The 16,256-nt window shown below is 63.3% G+C and carries 16 protein-coding genes and 1 riboswitch; of the genes, 9 read left to right on the forward strand and 7 right to left on the reverse strand.

Annotation, left to right across the window (positions count from 1 at the left end; translation table 11 throughout):
• Positions 1 to 107 precede the first annotated feature (107 nt).
• Positions 108 to 1,130: a sulfate ABC transporter substrate-binding protein gene (locus OVY01_RS00805; protein WP_267844920.1), complete on the reverse strand. Its 1,023-nt coding sequence runs from the start codon at positions 1,128 to 1,130 to the stop codon at positions 108 to 110.
• A gap of 240 nt (positions 1,131 to 1,370) precedes the next feature.
• On the opposite strand from OVY01_RS00805, the gene OVY01_RS00810 reads away from it, so the two are divergent.
• Both OVY01_RS00810 and OVY01_RS00815 read left to right on the forward strand, forming a co-directional pair.
• Positions 1,371 to 1,505: a hypothetical protein gene (locus tag OVY01_RS00810; protein WP_267844921.1), complete on the forward strand. Its 135-nt coding sequence runs from the start codon at positions 1,371 to 1,373 to the stop codon at positions 1,503 to 1,505.
• Between the two features lie 300 nt (positions 1,506 to 1,805).
• Entirely contained in the window at positions 1,806 to 2,009 is a 204-nt protein-coding gene (locus tag OVY01_RS00815; protein WP_267847623.1) for a cold-shock protein, read from the forward strand.
• A gap of 341 nt (positions 2,010 to 2,350) precedes the next feature.
• Here OVY01_RS00815 and OVY01_RS00820 read toward each other — a convergent pair whose 3' ends face one another.
• Positions 2,351 to 2,608, reverse strand: coding sequence for a hypothetical protein (locus OVY01_RS00820; RefSeq protein ID WP_267844922.1), 258 nt, complete (start codon positions 2,606 to 2,608; stop codon positions 2,351 to 2,353).
• 309 nt (positions 2,609 to 2,917) lie between these two features.
• Between OVY01_RS00820 and OVY01_RS00825 the strand changes: the two genes are divergently transcribed.
• The 3 genes from OVY01_RS00825 (at position 2,918) to copM (ending at position 6,308) form a co-directional block, all read left to right on the forward strand.
• A complete protein-coding gene (locus OVY01_RS00825) occupies positions 2,918 to 4,519 on the forward strand; it encodes a DHA2 family efflux MFS transporter permease subunit (RefSeq protein ID WP_267844923.1) in 1,602 nt (533 codons plus the stop codon).
• Between the two features lie 113 nt (positions 4,520 to 4,632).
• Positions 4,633 to 5,634: an NADP-dependent oxidoreductase gene (locus OVY01_RS00830; protein ID WP_267844924.1), complete on the forward strand. Its 1,002-nt coding sequence runs from the start codon at positions 4,633 to 4,635 to the stop codon at positions 5,632 to 5,634.
• A 239-nt stretch (positions 5,635 to 5,873) separates the two neighbouring features.
• Positions 5,874 to 6,308 carry a CopM family metallochaperone gene (gene copM / locus OVY01_RS00835; RefSeq protein ID WP_267844925.1) on the forward strand — a complete coding sequence of 145 codons (435 nt, stop codon included), beginning with the start codon at positions 5,874 to 5,876 and terminating at the stop codon, positions 6,306 to 6,308.
• A 56-nt stretch (positions 6,309 to 6,364) separates the two neighbouring features.
• Here copM and OVY01_RS00840 read toward each other — a convergent pair whose 3' ends face one another.
• Positions 6,365 to 8,596 (reverse strand): GAF domain-containing protein, encoded by a 2,232-nt coding sequence (locus OVY01_RS00840; protein WP_267844926.1) that lies wholly within the window; start codon positions 8,594 to 8,596, stop codon positions 6,365 to 6,367.
• Between the two features lie 216 nt (positions 8,597 to 8,812).
• A riboswitch (yybP-ykoY riboswitch) is annotated at positions 8,813 to 8,977 on the forward strand.
• A gap of 10 nt (positions 8,978 to 8,987) precedes the next feature.
• Here OVY01_RS00840 and mntP point away from each other — a divergent pair.
• Both mntP and OVY01_RS00850 read left to right on the forward strand, forming a co-directional pair.
• On the forward strand, positions 8,988 to 9,557 hold the full coding sequence (gene mntP / locus OVY01_RS00845) for a manganese efflux pump MntP (RefSeq protein ID WP_267844927.1): 570 nt from the start codon (positions 8,988 to 8,990) through the stop codon (positions 9,555 to 9,557).
• Positions 9,558 to 9,706: 149 nt separating this feature from the next.
• On the forward strand, positions 9,707 to 10,669 hold the full coding sequence (locus OVY01_RS00850) for a ProQ/FinO family protein (protein WP_267844928.1): 963 nt from the start codon (positions 9,707 to 9,709) through the stop codon (positions 10,667 to 10,669).
• 205 nt (positions 10,670 to 10,874) lie between these two features.
• Here the strand turns inward: OVY01_RS00850 and OVY01_RS00855 are convergent, their stop codons facing one another.
• The 4 genes from OVY01_RS00855 to OVY01_RS00870 all read right to left on the reverse strand — a co-directional run bounded on the left by OVY01_RS00855 (position 10,875) and on the right by OVY01_RS00870 (position 13,901).
• Positions 10,875 to 11,555 (reverse strand): MarC family protein, encoded by a 681-nt coding sequence (locus OVY01_RS00855; protein ID WP_267844929.1) that lies wholly within the window; start codon positions 11,553 to 11,555, stop codon positions 10,875 to 10,877.
• Between the two features lie 160 nt (positions 11,556 to 11,715).
• Positions 11,716 to 12,327: a hypothetical protein gene (locus OVY01_RS00860; RefSeq protein ID WP_267844930.1), complete on the reverse strand. Its 612-nt coding sequence runs from the start codon at positions 12,325 to 12,327 to the stop codon at positions 11,716 to 11,718.
• Positions 12,328 to 12,461: 134 nt separating this feature from the next.
• Positions 12,462 to 13,259: a molybdopterin-dependent oxidoreductase gene (locus OVY01_RS00865; RefSeq protein ID WP_267844931.1), complete on the reverse strand. Its 798-nt coding sequence runs from the start codon at positions 13,257 to 13,259 to the stop codon at positions 12,462 to 12,464.
• 39 nt (positions 13,260 to 13,298) lie between these two features.
• Complete coding sequence (locus OVY01_RS00870) at positions 13,299 to 13,901, reverse strand: cytochrome b/b6 domain-containing protein (RefSeq protein WP_267844932.1); 603 nt, start codon at positions 13,899 to 13,901, stop codon at positions 13,299 to 13,301.
• 209 nt (positions 13,902 to 14,110) lie between these two features.
• On the opposite strand from OVY01_RS00870, the gene OVY01_RS00875 reads away from it, so the two are divergent.
• Together OVY01_RS00875 and OVY01_RS00880 are read left to right on the forward strand one after the other, a co-directional pair.
• Positions 14,111 to 14,782, forward strand: coding sequence for a heavy metal response regulator transcription factor (locus tag OVY01_RS00875; RefSeq protein ID WP_267844933.1), 672 nt, complete (start codon positions 14,111 to 14,113; stop codon positions 14,780 to 14,782).
• Positions 14,779 to 16,206: a heavy metal sensor histidine kinase gene (locus tag OVY01_RS00880; RefSeq protein WP_267844934.1), complete on the forward strand. Its 1,428-nt coding sequence runs from the start codon at positions 14,779 to 14,781 to the stop codon at positions 16,204 to 16,206. The genes OVY01_RS00875 and OVY01_RS00880 overlap by 4 nt, the downstream gene beginning before the upstream one ends.
• Positions 16,207 to 16,256: the final 50 nt, after the last annotated feature.

Here is a 16,256-nt window from a genome sequence, read left to right on the forward strand (position 1 = left end):
GCGTGGCCGGAGCGCGTCTTTGCGCCGCCACCCACCCAGGCGAACGCGGCTGCCGCGGCTTTCGAACGCCGCGACGCGGCGGCGGCGATCGCGCCCGCATCCGGCGTCTATTGCTTGCGCGCCGCCATCATCGCCTGATCGAAAGTGCCGCCATCGGCGAAATGCGTTTGCTGCGCCTTGTCCCAACTGCCGAATACCTGATCCACCGTGAACGTCTTGATCGGCGGGAAATCGCCTTGATGCCGCTGCATCACCTGCGGATCGCGCGGACGCAGATGGTGTCCGGCGATGATTTCCTGACCCGCCGGCGAATACAGGAAGTCCAGATAGGCTTTCGCCTGGGTGCGCGTTTTGTGGGCATCGACATATTTATCGACGATCGCCACCGGTGGCTCGGCAAGCAGGCTCGACGACGGATAGATCGTTTCGAACTTCCCCGGACCGAATTCCTGCTGAATCAGCGCGACCTCGTTCTCGAACGTGACCAGAACGTCTCCCAGGCCGCGTTGCGCGAAACTGGTCGTGGCGCCGCGGCCACCCGTGTCCAGCACGGGGATGTTTTTCAGGATCTGGGTGACGAGGATTTTCGCCTGTGCGTCGTTGCCGCCGTGCTGCAATCGCCAGCCCCAGGCGGCAAGGTAGCTGTAGCGACCGTTGCCCGAGGTTTTCGGATTCGGCAGGATGACGGCGGTGCCGGGTTTCGCCAGATCGTCCCAGTCCCTGATCTTTTTGGGATTGCCCTTTCGGACGAGGAACACCATCGTCGTCGTATAGGGGCTCGCGCCATAGGGAAAGGCCTGACGCCAGTTCCTGTCGACCAGACCGCCCCGCTGCACCAGCAGATCGATGTCGCTGGTCTGATTCATCGTCACGACATCGGCCTGCAGGCCCTGAAGGACCGAGAGCGCCTGCGGGCTCGAGCCGCCATGCGACTGCCGCACCGTGATCGACTCCCCCGACGATTTTTTCCAACTTGCGACGAACGCGACGTCGATGTCCCTGTACAGCTCGCGCGTGACATCGTACGAGACGTTCAGCAGCGCGGTATCCGCGCGCGCGGCGCCGGTCGCGCAGACCGTCGCCAATACGAGGCCGCCGATGCAGGCCAGCCGCGCCGTTTTGTTCTTCATCTCGTTTCCCATTGTTCGTTTCGTCGCTTTTCACCGCTTCCAGTCGTGATTTTCGCCACGTATTCCGCTTGGGTCAATACCGCGAAGGATGGGCGTGCCGCGCGCTGCGGGGTATCGCCTGCGATTGCCGACCGTGCCGGACGCCTTGCGCGTTGCCGCGCTTGTTCGGGTTTATACTTAAAATTTATATAATTCAAAAAAAGTCAAGAACAAAAAATAATTGTATTTATAAATTGATTCATGCGATTGATTGATTCGCGTGAAAAACCTTCCGATGTGTCGATTTTGCCCGGTCTTGCCCAGTCTGGGCACGGCTGGGAACGCTTCATTGCTTTCGGGATCGCAATCACGCTGCCCGATGCGGAATGGGTCTGAAAACCACAATCATGTGCGCAAACGCACAAAGCGCGGCGAAAACCGGCGCATTGTGTCTCATTCTGGTGCGAAAACGAGGAAATTCGTCCGGGCCGCACCGCCTGGAGGCGTCAAAGGAAGATGTTTGTCAAAACATTGCGATAAGGGGAAAAAATCATTATTGACGAACTCCCGGCATCCGCGAACAATACGTCCCGCAGCACTTATTGCTTGATGGCTGCGAAGGCCGCAGTGACCAGGCATTATTCGGACGGCCGAAACATCGGCGGCGTCCACTTTATGCACAAACTTGGAAGAAAAATGGCAACCGGTATCGTAAAATGGTTCAACGACGCTAAGGGCTTCGGTTTCATCACGCCGGACGACGGTGGTGAGGATCTGTTCGCGCACTTCTCCGAAGTTCGCGCCGACGGTTTCAAGTCCCTTCAGGAAAACCAGAAGGTCAGCTTCGAAGTGAAGCAGGGCCCGAAGGGTAAGCAAGCGTCCAACATCCAGCCGCTGTAAGGTTCCGGTAGCCGGTCCGTTGCGTCGCTGTTCCGCAATCGCGCGACAGCGGCGCAACGGTGGTATCCCGATGCCTTCAGGCAACGCGCTTCTTTGGCGGTGCACAGTCAGTCACTGGCACGCTGCACCCCGTTTTGCGTCCGCTTTCGTTTCGTGGCACCCGCTCGGGCAGCCCACGCGGCGCGCTGCGCTTTCCTCCCATTTCCCCGCCGTTTTCCTGCCGTCCCCTTCCCCGTAGTGTTTTACGCAGTCGCCATTCCTGTCGCCTTCCCCGTGCGCCATGCGTCGGACCCGTTGCGTCGGTGCGCGACCGACACGTCATTTTCGCAATGTTCGTTCGATCAACGGCGAATCCACCGCCAGGATGCGGTACGCGGTTTCTCTTCGGTTCCCGGTCCGATATTGCCGGCCTTCCGCTGCTGCTGAATGATGCGGTCCGCGACGCGCATCGCCAGCCCACTGGGTTTCCAGGAAAGCTCTTCGATCATCGGATGCGCGTCGATGGCCCGCTGCAAATCGAACGAACGAAACGACGGCTGGCGCCGGATGAATGCGACGGCATCGTCTTGTACGACTTGTGGAATCTCGACCCCCTGCACTTTCATTACGGTTCCAAAATTTTGACTGACGGCATCGGCATGGGCGGCGCCATCCCGAATTCATGTACGACAACTTTCCCGATTTGGATCAGAGCGCGTCGTTTTTCCCGCTTTTCGCTCTCGTATCCCGCACGGGTCCGATTGACTCCCTACCTGTTTAACGGATCAACCGGCGCGGACTTTAGCCCTCGCGTGCCGCGATACCGTCACGGGCGATACAGGATGGAAAGAGCGGTATCGCGTTAAAGCTGGCAAACTGTCGTCCTCACCGCACGCCTCTCTGCGCGCGGCTGCCTTCTGGAAGATGTCATGAGCACGCCTCCCCCCGCCGCGCCGCCGGCTTCGGCCTCAGCCACGGCACCGGCGCCTTTCACGGGCGGCAAACTGGTGCTCGCCACCATCGCCGTCGCGCTCGCCACCTTCATGAACGTGCTGGACTCGTCGATCGCCAATGTCGCGATCCCCACGATTTCGGGTAACCTCGGCGTCTCGGTGGACGAGGGCACGTGGGTCGTCACGGTGTTCGCCGCGGCGAATGCCGTATCGATTCCGCTGACGGGCTGGCTGACGCAGCGCATCGGTCAGATCAAGCTTTTCGTGAGTGCGATCCTGCTGTTCGTCATGTCCTCATGGCTTTGCGGGCTCGCGCCGAATCTGCCGGTGCTGCTCGCCGCGCGGGTGCTTCAGGGGGCGGTCGCCGGACCGTTGATCCCTTTGTCGCAGGCGATCCTGCTCGGGTCCTATCCCAAGGAAAAAGCGTCGATGGCCCTGGCGCTGTGGGGCATGACAGCGGTCGTCGGACCCATTGCCGGCCCGTCGATCGGCGGCTGGATTACCGACAGCTACAGCTGGTCGTGGATCTTCTATATCAATATTCCGGTCGGGTTGTTCTCGGCCGGCGTGACCTGGTTTCTCTATCGCCAGCGCGAATCGCCCACGCGCAAGGTACCGATCGACCGGGTGGGACTGCTGCTGTTGATCACCTGGGTGGCGTCTTTGCAGATCATGCTGGACAAGGGGCGGGACCTCGATTGGTTCGCTTCGCCGCTGGTGGTCTGGCTCGGGGTGATCGCGGCGATCGCTTTCGCGGTGTTCGTCGTCTGGGAACTGACCGACGCCAACCCGGTGGTGGATCTGCGATTGTTCGCGGGGCGCAATTTCTTTGGCGGGACGGTCGCCATCTCCGTCGCCTATGGCGTCTTCTTCGGCAACCTCGTGCTGCTGCCGCAATGGATGCAGCAATATCTGAACTACCGATCGGTCGACGCCGGGCTGGTCACGGCACCGTTGGGTATTTTCGCGGTGATTCTGGCGCCCGTCATCGGCAAGATTCTGCCACGCACCGACGCGCGGCTGCTCGCCACGGCCGCGTTCGTCGGCTTCGCGATCGTGTTCTACATGCGGTCCAATTACGTCACCGAGATCGATACCTGGCACCTGGTGCTGCCGACCCTGCTGCAGGGCATCCCCATGGCATGCTTCTTCGTGCCGCTGACATCGATCCTGCTGGGCGGCCTGCCCCCGTCGAAAATTCCGGCGGCCGCGGGTCTGTCGAATTTCGCACGGGTGTTCTGCGGCGCGGTGGGCACCTCGCTGATCGGCAATGCGTGGACCGATCGCATCGCCCTGCATCATGAAAGGCTGACGGAACAGGCCAATATTTACAATCCAACGTTCTCCGCCTCGATTGCCGCTTCGCAATCCGCGCTGCACATCGACGCGGCGCAGGCTCGCGGCCTGTTCGACGTATCGCTGTCGACGCAGGCGGCGATGATGGGGCTCAACGATATCTTTTACGGGTCCGCGCTGATCTTCATTCTCATTATTCCGTTGATCTGGATCACCCGGCGCGCGAAGCGGGCTGCGTCCGGCGGCGCGCCGGGAGCGGACGCGGCGGCGGGCGCGCACTGAGTGCGCCTGGCGGGGCGCCGCCGTCTGGGCTGGCGCGGTTTCGCGGCGCTGACCGAACTGGCAGGCTTCTTGCGCCCCGTTTCCCGTCACTCATCATGAATCAGGAGCAGAAAATGCATACGACCGTCAACCGGCAGATCCTGCTCGTCTCGCGTCCGCAAGGCGAAGTCCAGACAGATAACTTCAGGCTGGTCGAGACGCCCCTCGCGCCGCTCGCGGCCGGCCAGGTGCGGGTGCGCAATCACTTCCTGTCGGTCGACCCTTACATGCGCGGCCGCATGAACGAAGGAAAGTCCTATGCGCCTCCGCATCCGCTCGATACCGTCATGCTGGGCGGCACGGTGGGCGAAGTCGTGGCCTCCGAGAACGCGGCGTTTCAGGTAGGGGACGCGGTGAGCGGCTTCGACGGCTGGCAGGAATTCGGCACGAGCGATGGCGGCAGTTTGAAAAAGGTCGATACCACGGCGATTCCGCTATCCGCCTATCTGGGCGTGGCCGGCATGCCGGGCGTCACCGCCTGGGTCGGCCTGCGGCATATCATCGGGGCGAAAGCCGGAGAAACGGTGGTGGTCAGCGCCGCCTCGGGCGCGGTTGGCAGTGTCGTCGGTCAACTCGCCAAGCAAAGCGGTTGCCGTGTGGTCGGCATCGCTGGCGGCCCGGAAAAGTGCCGCCTTGTCACCGAAACGTTTGGTTTCGACGCCTGCGTCGACTACAAGGCCGGCCAGCTGGAGGCCGACCTTGCGGCAGCCACACCGGACGGCATCGACGGGTATTTCGAGAACGTCGGCGGCGTGGTGCTCGACGCCGTCCTGGAACGGATGAATGCATTCGGGCGCATCGCCGTCTGCGGGATGATCGCGGGCTACGACGGCCAGCCGATGCCGCTGAAGCGGCCCTCCCTGATTCTCACCGCGCGGCTGAAGGTGCAGGGTTTCATCGTCAGCGAACATCTCGATCTCTGGCCCAGGGCGCTGGAGGAAATCACGGGACTGCTCGCCGCCAAGCGCCTGCACTATCGCGAGAGCGTCGCGCAGGGTCTGGAAAAGGCGCCCGAGGCCTTGATCGGACTCCTGAAGGGACGCAATCTCGGCAAGCAGGTCGTCAAGCTCATCTGAGTACCTTGCGCAGCGCGGCCATCGCGCCGCGCGCGGTCCACCGGACCATCGAAACGCACGGCATCCCGTTGCCATAATTCGATCTGCTGAAAGCCGGCCGCGCTTGACGTTGCCACGGCGGGAAGCTTTATGCTGATTTCGCTTTGTGCCGCGCGTACCCGTCCACTCCGCCGGTGCGCGCATATCGTTCGCCGCCCTGGCGCATGAATTGGACCCCCTTCATGAAAAGGAGCCTCACCATGATTCAACGTCGCACCGTGAGTCTGCTCGCGCTGACCCTGGGCCTCACTTTCTCCGCCGCCTCGGCGCTGGCGCAGACAGCGCAATCGCCCGCGCCGATGACGGGCATGCAAGGCACGAAACCGGGCATGGCGCCACACGCCGACGCGGCCGGAAACGCACCGCAGGACAAGGTCAACCCGTCCACGGCCGCGTTTCAGGCCGCGGACCGGACGATGATGCAGGAAATGGCCGCGCCGTACACCGGCGACACCGACAAGGATTTCGTCGCGCACATGATGCCGCATCACGAGGGCGCCGTGGCGATGGCGCGGATCGAACTGCAATATGGCAAGGACCCCGCCCTCAAACGGATGGCGCGCGAGATCGTGCGCTCGCAGGACCGTGAAATCACCTTCATGAAGCAGTGGCAGGCGCGGCACGGCGTCCGGTAAGCCCCGCGCAGCACCCCCTCTTTCCGGGTACGCCGTCCAGTTCAGTTCAGTTCAGTTCAGACCACGACCGCGGCCGCGGCGTTGGCGGGAGGCGCGGCGGAGGGCGGCGTGAGTCCCGGCAGTGTGATCCCCATGCAGGCCTGATGGTCGTCGAAATGCCCTTCGAAGCGGGCGCCGTGGCCGCGAAATATCGCATTGGCGATATACAGTCCCAATCCCAGCCCATTGCGGTTGTTGAGGTTCGGCGGCCCGCCCTTGAAGGGATCGATCAGACGATTGAAAACGACGCCGGGCCGTTGCCGCGTACGGTTGCAGATCTGAATGTTGCATTCGTTTTCGCGACGTCTGCCGATGATGCGTATCGGCGCGCTCGCGTCGCCATGCTGACGGGCGTTGCTCAGCAGGTTGGTCAAACCCTGGATGAAGCGGTCCTCGTCGAGCGCGGCCTCGCCCAGTTCGTCGCTGTCCAGTTCCACCGCCATGCCGGGGTAGCTGAAGCGCAGCTCTTCGACGAGTCCCTTGAGCAGGTCGTCGAGTGACACCGGGCGGGTGATCAGGCCCAGGCCGATGCCCGAACGGATGCGGCTGACGTCCAGGATATAGGCGATCAACGACTGCATCCGGCGCGTCGAACCCTCCACGCGCCGTGCGGTGTCGTTCGAGGTCGCGAGCCCGCGCCCCATCATCTGCATCGCCAGATTGATGGTTTGCAGCGGGTCGCGCAGATCGTGGCCGAGGGTCGCCAGCAGGGTCATCCGTTCACGGTCCGTCTCGCGCAGGCGCTCGAGCGCGACGTCCTGAAAAATGGTTTTCAGGGTCCGGGCGGCGTCGTGGTCCGCCGCCGTCCACTGGCGGCTGCTCCCCTTCACCGTCTGCTTCCACGTCTCGAACGAGCCGCGTGGCGTCAGACGCGGCCCGTTCGGGCCGGAGGCGATGACCTTTCCGGGCGGCCCTCCCCAGCGAATCGTCTCGACGAGTTCGTCGCGCAGCCAGACCACCGTGATCCGGACTTCGCTCGCGATCTGGACCGCGAGCAGGCCGGCGGCCTCGCCGTCGCGGGTCAGCGGCCTGGGAAGGTCGGGCAACTCCGCCTGAATCGATTTGACGACCAGATCGTCGCGGTGGGTATCGGTCATGTGCTGAGCCAGTTCCAGCAAGCCCTGGGAACTCGCGGCCCCGCCCAACAGCAGCACCTGTTGATCGATCACCACCGAAACCCCGTCGCAATCGACCAGCGAGGCGATGGCCGCGCCCGCGGCCGTGAGGCCCGAGGACAGTTCGCTCGCATCGGCCAATATGTCGGCGATATCGCGGCACAGCGACTGGGTGCGGGTCCGCGCACCGGTATGCCGCTTGAATTCGGTGCGCTCGATGAGGATCGACAGCACCTGCGTGAGGACCGTGCACGACAGTCGCACCGCGAGCGAGGCGCGATAGGGGCGCATGTGGTGGCAGGCGATCAAGCCCCACAGCTTGCCATCGATGACGATGGAAATGCTCATCGATGCCGCCACGCCCATGTTCTTCAGGTACTCGATATGGATCGGCGAGACGCTGCGCAGATGCGCATGACTCAGGTCGTACGGTTGACCGGTATCGGGCCGCAGCGCGGGTTCGATCGGCACCGGCACCTCGTTGACCGACACGATCTGGCGAATCGGATGCAGCACATAAAGTCTGCGGGCCTGCGCGGGAATATCCGCCGCCGGGTAGCGCTGGTGCAGGAACGGGCTCAAATCCTCGCGCCGGGCCTCGGCGATGACCTCGCCGCTATCGTCCTGAAGAAAGCGGTAGCCCATGACGCGGTCGAATCCGGTCATCGACCGCACAGCCTCCACCGCCGCCTGCAGCAGAGGCTCGATGCGGTCGTGATCCTGTTCCTGAAGGCGCTGGATCGCGCGTTGCGCCAACATCGCGTAATGACCGGTCGCGAAGGCATCCGGGGGGATCTGTTCCCATTCGGCGATCAGCGTGTCGCCCGACCAGTGAATGACCAGATCGAATGATTCCTGGCCCACGCCCTGGCTCACCGCGCCGTCGCGCAGCATCGTGGGCATCGCGAGCGCGTCGCGCAGCGCCTGCCGCGCCACCGCATCGAAATGGCGGTCGTCGAAAGTTTCGCCGACCGCCGGTAGCCGGCCCAGCCAGTCTTCGGCCGTGCGGCTCTTCGCCAGCAGCGCGCCCTGCCGGTCGAAACAGAGCAGCGCACCGTGGGACTGAATGCTGCCCAGCGCGTGAATGGGCTCGTGCTCGCAATTCGCGATCGCTTCCGTCAACTTGTCATGCATGAATGCTTGTCTCTGAAATGTCGGCGACATACCGCTATGCCGCCGCACGGAACACGAACGCAAGCACGAACGCAAGCGTGCCGTTTGCCGGTTTCATCCTATTTTAACGCCGGACGGGAAACGGGTCGCGCGCCCGAAACGCCTGTTGCATCGGTCCGCCACGTAAGAAATTTACCGTTCAGTACGATGTCGGATTCCGCGCGGTTGTGCTACCCTTCAGGCCTCTTTGGGGAGTAGCCGGCTTCCGCCTCGCGGAAGCGCTCATATCAACACACTCGGCCAGGCGCCGTGGTATGAGCAACCGTCGTGGTTGGCAAGACCATCGATATGTGGACGTTCCCGGTCGGGCGCGCCGTATGTCATGGATTCTGCCCGACCCGAATGCTACGCCATGAATATTGCTTCGACCCTTTTACTTGCCTTGGCGATGTCGACCGATGCGTTTGCCGCCGCCGTGGGCAAGGGAGCGGCACTGCACCGGCCCCGACTTCGAGAAGCGCTCAAGACGGGCGTGATCTTCGGCGTGATCGAGGCCATCACCCCGCTGGTCGGCTGGGGGCTGGGACGCGCCGCGGCGCCCTACGTCATGTCCTGGGACCACTGGCTGGCGTTCGGCCTGTTGACGATTCTCGGCCTGCGCATGATTCGCTCGGGCTTCACCGCTCCGGAAGTCACTGAAGAAAAGCCCGACAGTCATTCCTTCTGGGTGTTGGCGCTGACCGGGCTGGCGACCAGCATCGATGCCATGGCGGTAGGCGCGGGTCTGGCCTTTATCGACGTGGACATCGTGTCCACCGCCGCGACCATCGGTTTCGCGACCATGATCATGGTTACGATCGGTTTCATGGTCGGAAAAATGCTCGGCGTGATGGTTGGCCGACGTGCGGAAATTGGCGGCGGTCTGATTCTGATCGGCATCGGTTCGGTGATCCTCGCGGAACATCTGGGCTACATGTCGTGAGACCGTTGACAGCGGCCGGTCGCGAAAGGAGCCAGACTCCGGCGCATCCGGCCCGGCAATGGATATCAGTCGTTTTTTAGATGAAACCGGCCGCGGAGCGCAAAGCGCTGCTGCTACACTCGGCCTACACCACAGATTTAGACGACATCATGGGTTTCGAAGAACTTGCAGCACTCAAGCAACAGTTGAGCAAACGCACGCAGGCCGCCAAGCCGGAACGCGCGGACACGCAGGGCGCGGCGCGTGCCGCTGTCGCATCCGAAGGCACGGCCGCGGCCGCGCCGCGTCCGCCGCGCCGGCAAACGCCCGGATCCCATGGGCAAAATGCTGGAAAGCCCGGCGCGCATCGCGGTCCTCGCTCGGGAGGCAGTGCTTCCGCCGAAGGACAGGCGCCGGCGGGCGCGCAGCGCAATGAACGGCGTACGGATTCCCGCGCGTCGAAACGCGCCGAAGGGCCGGCCAGCGAAGGCGTGCGTCATCGCGCTCAGCAGCGTGACACGCCGCGTGTCGGACAACGCCAGGACGCCAGGCGCCCTACTACGCCGGTCGATCCGGTTGTCATTACCATCGGGCAGTTGCAAAAGCGCTTCCCGAAGGCCTTTCCGAAGAATCCCCTGCCCAAGGTGCCGTTGAAACTGGGCATCAGCAAGGATCTGTTGGCGCAGGCCGAGTCCCTGGCGTTGAGCGAAGCGGAGTTGCTGGAGGCGATCAAGGTTTGGTGCCAGGGAAACCGTTACTGGTCGTCTATGACGAAGGATTCCCCGCGTGTCGACCTCGCTGGGGAGCCGGAAGGCACGGTCACGCCGGAACAGGCGTCGCGCGCGCGCAGCCTGTCGGCGACGCATCGGCGCGCCAAGCGTCCCGCCGTGAAGAAGACCGAGCCCGCCGCGGCGGATGCCGGCCTGGGCGGCGAGACGCCGACACCCCCGCCCGAGCAGGCGGCGGAATCGGCGGATCCGACGGATGGCATGATGCCCGCTTCCGAATCCGTCGATCGTGTGGTCGAAAACGCATCTTCCGTGGCGCAATCAGCGCAATCAGTCGATGCGTCGTCGAATGCGCATGACGCCAGCGCGGGTCCGGCATCGGATCATCCTGCCGCCGTGGTGTGATACGCAGTGTGTGTTTGCCGTCGCCGTGATGGCGGCGGCAAACAGGGCTGCGCGTGAAGAATGAAATCCGGGCGGGTTCGGCGGCACTGTCATTTCTGGTGTGCGGTGTGCGGTGTGCGGTGTGTGAAGCTGGATTGTATTTTTTTGAGTTCTTAGACTGTTAGTTGCTTATTTTGGTTTGCTTCGGCATTTCGCAACCGCAGGCTTACCCTGTTGACGTCACGTCATGCGCGCCGATCAAGGGCCCGAGAAAATCCGAGATCCCGGTGAGCATGATCTGCACGCCCACGCAGAGCAGCAGAAAGGCCGACACGCGTATCGCGACCTTCGTACCTTCGATGCCCAGATATCTTGAAAAGATGTTCGCGCGGCTATAGGTCCAGTAGATCACCACGCCGACCAGCAGCGAAATGCACAGCGATGCCACGATCGACAGCAGAAATTCGGAGAATTTATGACTGCGGTTGGCGTTCAGGGCAATCGCCGTCGCGATCGCACCGGGTCCGGTGGTCAGCGGCACGGTGAGCGGGAAGAATGCTTTCGACATCGCATTGTCGGAGTCGACATTCTTCACGGCGCCGACGCTGCGCACGACATCCGGCGCATTCAGCATTTTCCAGCCGCTCACCGCCACGGCGAGACCGCCGCCGATACGTAGCGCCTGCATCGAGATGCCGAAAAAATGGAGAATGGGGGTGCCGACGAAAAACGCCACGCAGAGGACGCAGACCGCGTTGATCGCGATCTTTTTCGCGAGCGCGTCGCGTTCGTCGTCGCTGAGGGTTTCCGTGCGTTCGAGAAACACGAAGGCGATCGCGAACGGGTTGACGATGCTGATCAGACCGGTAAAGCCGAACAGTATTTCCGAGACCAATCCGAACGCCATCGCCCTGCTCCGCACAGTCCATTACATAGAGTGCACGTCGCCGGATGGCCCGCCACGGGAACGGCGCGCCACGCCGTTTCGAGCATGCGCGCCTAGGGTAACAGGGCGGTCTTCATCGCGTAAAGCGCATGCCTACCGACCCCTGTGCCGAAAAAACCACTTACATCGGCGGCGCGACGCCGTCCTTCTCGACGACGACGCGCTGACCGACGAAGGCACCGCCCTCGCCCGGCGTGGCTACGACGAATACCTTCTTGCCCTTGAGCAGGTCCGCGCGCGTCGCGGACGCGAACGTGACGACCGGCACGTTCTCGGGAACCGTGACGTTGTTGGTGCCGCCCTTGTACGACAGCTTGAGGTCACGCCCGTTCGTCGACTGCACGACCGTATCGACATTCGCATTGGTCATCGTGCTGTTGTCGCCGAGATCCCACGCATAGTGACCCTCGCCCGTGCCGCGCGCCGATTCCGGGAACACGACGACTTCCTTCGCCGTGAGCTTGCCGTCGACGCCCGTGGTCGCCGCCGTACCGACGAAGGAACCCGGCTTGATGTCCGACAGCTTGATGTTCTTCACCGCCGAAACCGGCGTCGTTTCCTTCAGCGCGATCTTGACGTCATCGCCGCTGTTGCGATGTACGACCAGCGTGTCGCCGGTGACGGACACGATGCTGCCGCGAATGCGGGACGGCTTGGGGGTGCCCTGTGCGAACGCGCCTGCGGAGAGGGCCAGCGCGATGGCGCCAATAACGATTTTCGTGCGATGGGACATGTAAACTCCAAACAGGTGAAAAAACGGATGATGCAATCTGGGTGAACCGAACATCACGGCAGCCGCGCCGCCCGGCCGAACCGCCGTCGCCAGCTTGTGCATGGCGCGGTCAAGGCAGTGGACAGGCCGGCGATTCAACTGCCCCCGAACCAGTTATACCCCTGATTCTCCCAATACCCGCCGGTATAGGTGTTGCCCACCGCGATCGACATGATGTGCTTGGGATTCTTGTAGCCCAGTTTCGTGGGCATTCTCAGCTTCATCGGAAACCCGTACTTGGGCGGCAGGATCTGGCCGTCGTAGGTGAGCGTCAGCAGCGTCTGCGCATGCAGCGCGGTCGGCATGTCGATGCTCGTCGAATAGTCGTCTGCGCATTTGAACGACACGTATCTGGCGGTGAGATCCGCGCCCGCGGCCTTGAGAAAATCCGCGAAACGCACGCCGCCCCATTTGCCGATCGCGCTCCATCCTTCGATGCAGATGTGCCGGGTGATCTGGCTCTCCTGCCGCAATGCATGCAGTTCGGGGAGCGTCCAGATCTTCTTGCCGTTGGCGAGACCACTGACCTGCAGCTTGTACGTGGCCGGGTCCACCTGCGGCACCGAATCGATATCGTAGAACGCGTTGAACGGAAACGGCCGCGTGATCATCGCTTCCGGATAGGTGGGCGCGAGATGGTTCGGATTGAACATCCACGCCTGCACCGTGTCGTTGAAGCGCGACATGCGGCGCAGTGCCGTGTTCACCGAGGTGTCGTTCGTGAGGTCGCAGCCGGACAGCATCGCGATACCGCCCAGCGTCAGGATACGCTGACCGAAGAGACGGCGCGCCGGTGCACCCAGTTCGCCGCGCACATCGGCGATGATGCCGGCCGCGTCGGGCGCGTCGGCTGGCCGCGCCCGACGCGGCGACGAGGGTTTCTTGAGAGACATGGTGACGGATCCTTGGTCGGCTTGGCGATTCGACGCGTGTCAGCGTCCGCGCGTCATCAACAGCAGCGAACGCGGCACCAACGCGACCATGACGATATGCACGACGAAGAACGCAACCACGAAAGTCATCGCGAAAAAGTGCACGATGCGGGCGCTGTCGTAACCGCCCATGAGGTCGCGCAACAACGGAAACTGAACGGACTTCCACACCACCAACCCCGACAGCACCAGCAGGACCAGATCGATGCTGACCGTCAGGTACGCGAATTTCTGCACCGCGTTGTAACGCGACAGATCGGCATGACCCAGCCGCCCGCGCAGCGCGGCGACGCCGTCTTCCCAGAGCATGCGGGGGTTGAAAGGCAGGAAGCGGTTCCGGAACCGCCCGGTGAGCAGATTCATCGCGAGGTAAAAGGCCAGACTGGCGAACAGCAGCCACATCGCCGCGAAGTGCCACAACAGCGCCCCGCCCAGCCAGCCGCCCAGTGTCACGCTGCCGGGAAAGGTCAGCGCCGGGAAAATCGGCGAGGCATCGTAGATTCCCAGGCCGCTGCCGACCATGACCACCACGGCGAGCGCGGTGAGCCAGTGCGTCAGCCGCACCCACCAGGGTTGAATCGTCAGGTGCGCCGGTTGTTTCAAGGAAACCTCTGCAGGAAAGGCGTGGCAAGATCGTGCATTGATTATAAAAGCAAGCCACTGACTTGCGCATGACCGGAAAATGACTTTTTTGTCATGAAATTCGTGCCGGCAGCGGCGCCGCTTTCACATAAAATCGCCTGTTTCCCGCTCCGCGCGACAGCCACTGCGCGCGGCGGCCGCTGCGCCGTCCGCTCCTTCCCGCATCCGGCATGACCATTCTCGTAATCGAAGACGACCGCAAGACCGGCGACTACCTCAAAAAAGGTCTCGGCGAATCGGGCTATCAGGTAGAACTGGCGCGCGACGGCAGCGACGGGCTGCATCTTGCGCTGAACCACGCGTACCAGTTGATCGTGCTCGATGTGATGCTGCCGGGTCTCGACGGCTGGCAGGTCATGCAGGCGCTGCGCAGCCGCCGCGACACGCCCGTGCTCTTCCTCACCGCGCGCGACCAACTGCACGACCGCATCCACGGGCTCCAGCTGGGCGCGGACGATTATCTGGTCAAGCCCTTTTCCTTCGTCGAGCTGCTGCTGCGCGTGCGTACCTTGTTGCGGCGCGGCGCCGGACGCGAATCGGATACCTTCCAGGTCGCGGACCTGCACCTCGACGTGCTGCGCCGCAAGGTCAGTCGCCAGGGCATGGACATCGTGCTCACCAACAAGGAATTCGCGCTGCTGCATCTGTTCTGCAAGCGGCAGGGGGAGGCGCTGTCGCGCACGCTGATCGCCTCGGAAGTCTGGGACATGAATTTCGAGAGCGACACGAACGTCGTCGACGTCGCCATCAAGCGGCTGCGCGCCAAGATCGACCAACCCTTCGAGTTGAAACTGATTCACACCATCCGCAGCATCGGCTATGCATTCGGGGAATCCGCATGAGCCGCGGGCGTACGCGCCGGGTGTCGGGCGCGATCTCGATTACCGCGCGCGTCACATGCCTGTTCGCGCTGATCGCCTCCGTCGCCGTCTGCGCGGTGGGCATGTCCTTCTACGACGCCACCCGGGCGGCGCTCGCCAAACGCGCCGACTATCAATTGATCGCGCGGGTCGAGCACATGCGCGCGCTCCTGCACGATCTCTACACCGTGCAGCAGATCGAGACGCGGCCCGCGCTATTCGAAACCATGCTGGGCGACGAGCAGGACGTGATCGTGTTTCGCCGGCCGGGCGTCCCGCCGTTCATCGACGTCAATCCGGAACACGTGCCGCTGCCGGCTTTCACGCCGGTTCCCGCGAACCGCGCGGTCACGCTCGGCGCGCTGCGCGAAGGCCGCCGCGGCGACGGCGTGCGCACGCGCTGGCTCGCGGCGAATGCGCAGATCGGCGGCCATGGAGAGAACGTCGAAATCGTCGCCGCGCATGTGATGACCCAGGAGGAACGGGTGCTGCGCGTCTATCGCGCCCGGGTGTTCTGGACCATCGCCGGCGCGGTGCTGGCCGCGGCCCTGTGCGGTTTCTGGGCGCTGCGACGCGGCCTGTCGCCGTTGCGCGAGATGGCCGGCCGCGCGGCCGAGATCACGCCGGAGCGTTTGTCCACCCGGCTCGACATCGCGGCATCGCCACCCGAACTGCGTCAACTCGCGCACTCGTTCAACGATATGCTCGACCGGCTCGCAACCGGATACCATCGCCTGGTGCAGTTCTCCGCCGACCTCGCGCACGAACTGCGCACACCGATCGGCGTGCTGATCGGACAGACCCAGGTGACGCTGGTGCATGCGCGGTCGGCTGCGGAATACCGCAGCGTGCTGGAATCGAATCTCGAAGAACTCGAGCATCTCGCGCGCATCGCCCAGAACATCCTGTTTCTGGCCCAGGCCGATCACGAAACGCAGCGGATCGAACGCACGACGCTCGATATCGGCGACGAACTGGACACGATCCAGACCTATTTCGAGGGCCTCGCCGACGAACGCGGATTGCGCTTCGCGCTCCACGCCGCCGGCACGATGCGGGCCCATCCGGTGATGTGCCGGCGCGCCATCAGTAACGTCGTCGTCAACGCGGTGCGCTATGCGCTGCCGAACACGACGATCACGCTTTCCGGGGAGGACACCAGCGAAGGGGCGGTGATCACCGTCGGCAACCAGGCGGAACCGATTCCCGCCGACCAACTCGAACGGCTGTTCGATCGCTTCTACCGGGGCGACGACTCGCGCAGCGCCTTCACCGAATCGAGCGGCCTGGGTCTCGCGATCGTTCGCGCCATCCTGACGCTGCATGGCGGCAGCGCCACGATCGATTGCACGCCGCGGGGCTGGATCACCGTGCGCATGGTATTTCCATGGCCCGCCGCGGCATGATCGCCTGATTCTGTCTGGTTCGATTCTCCTCGGTGCAATTTCCTCTATCA

The sequence above is a fragment of the Robbsia betulipollinis genome (genome assembly GCF_026624755.1).
GTDB classification, from domain to species: domain Bacteria; phylum Pseudomonadota; class Gammaproteobacteria; order Burkholderiales; family Burkholderiaceae; genus Robbsia; species Robbsia betulipollinis.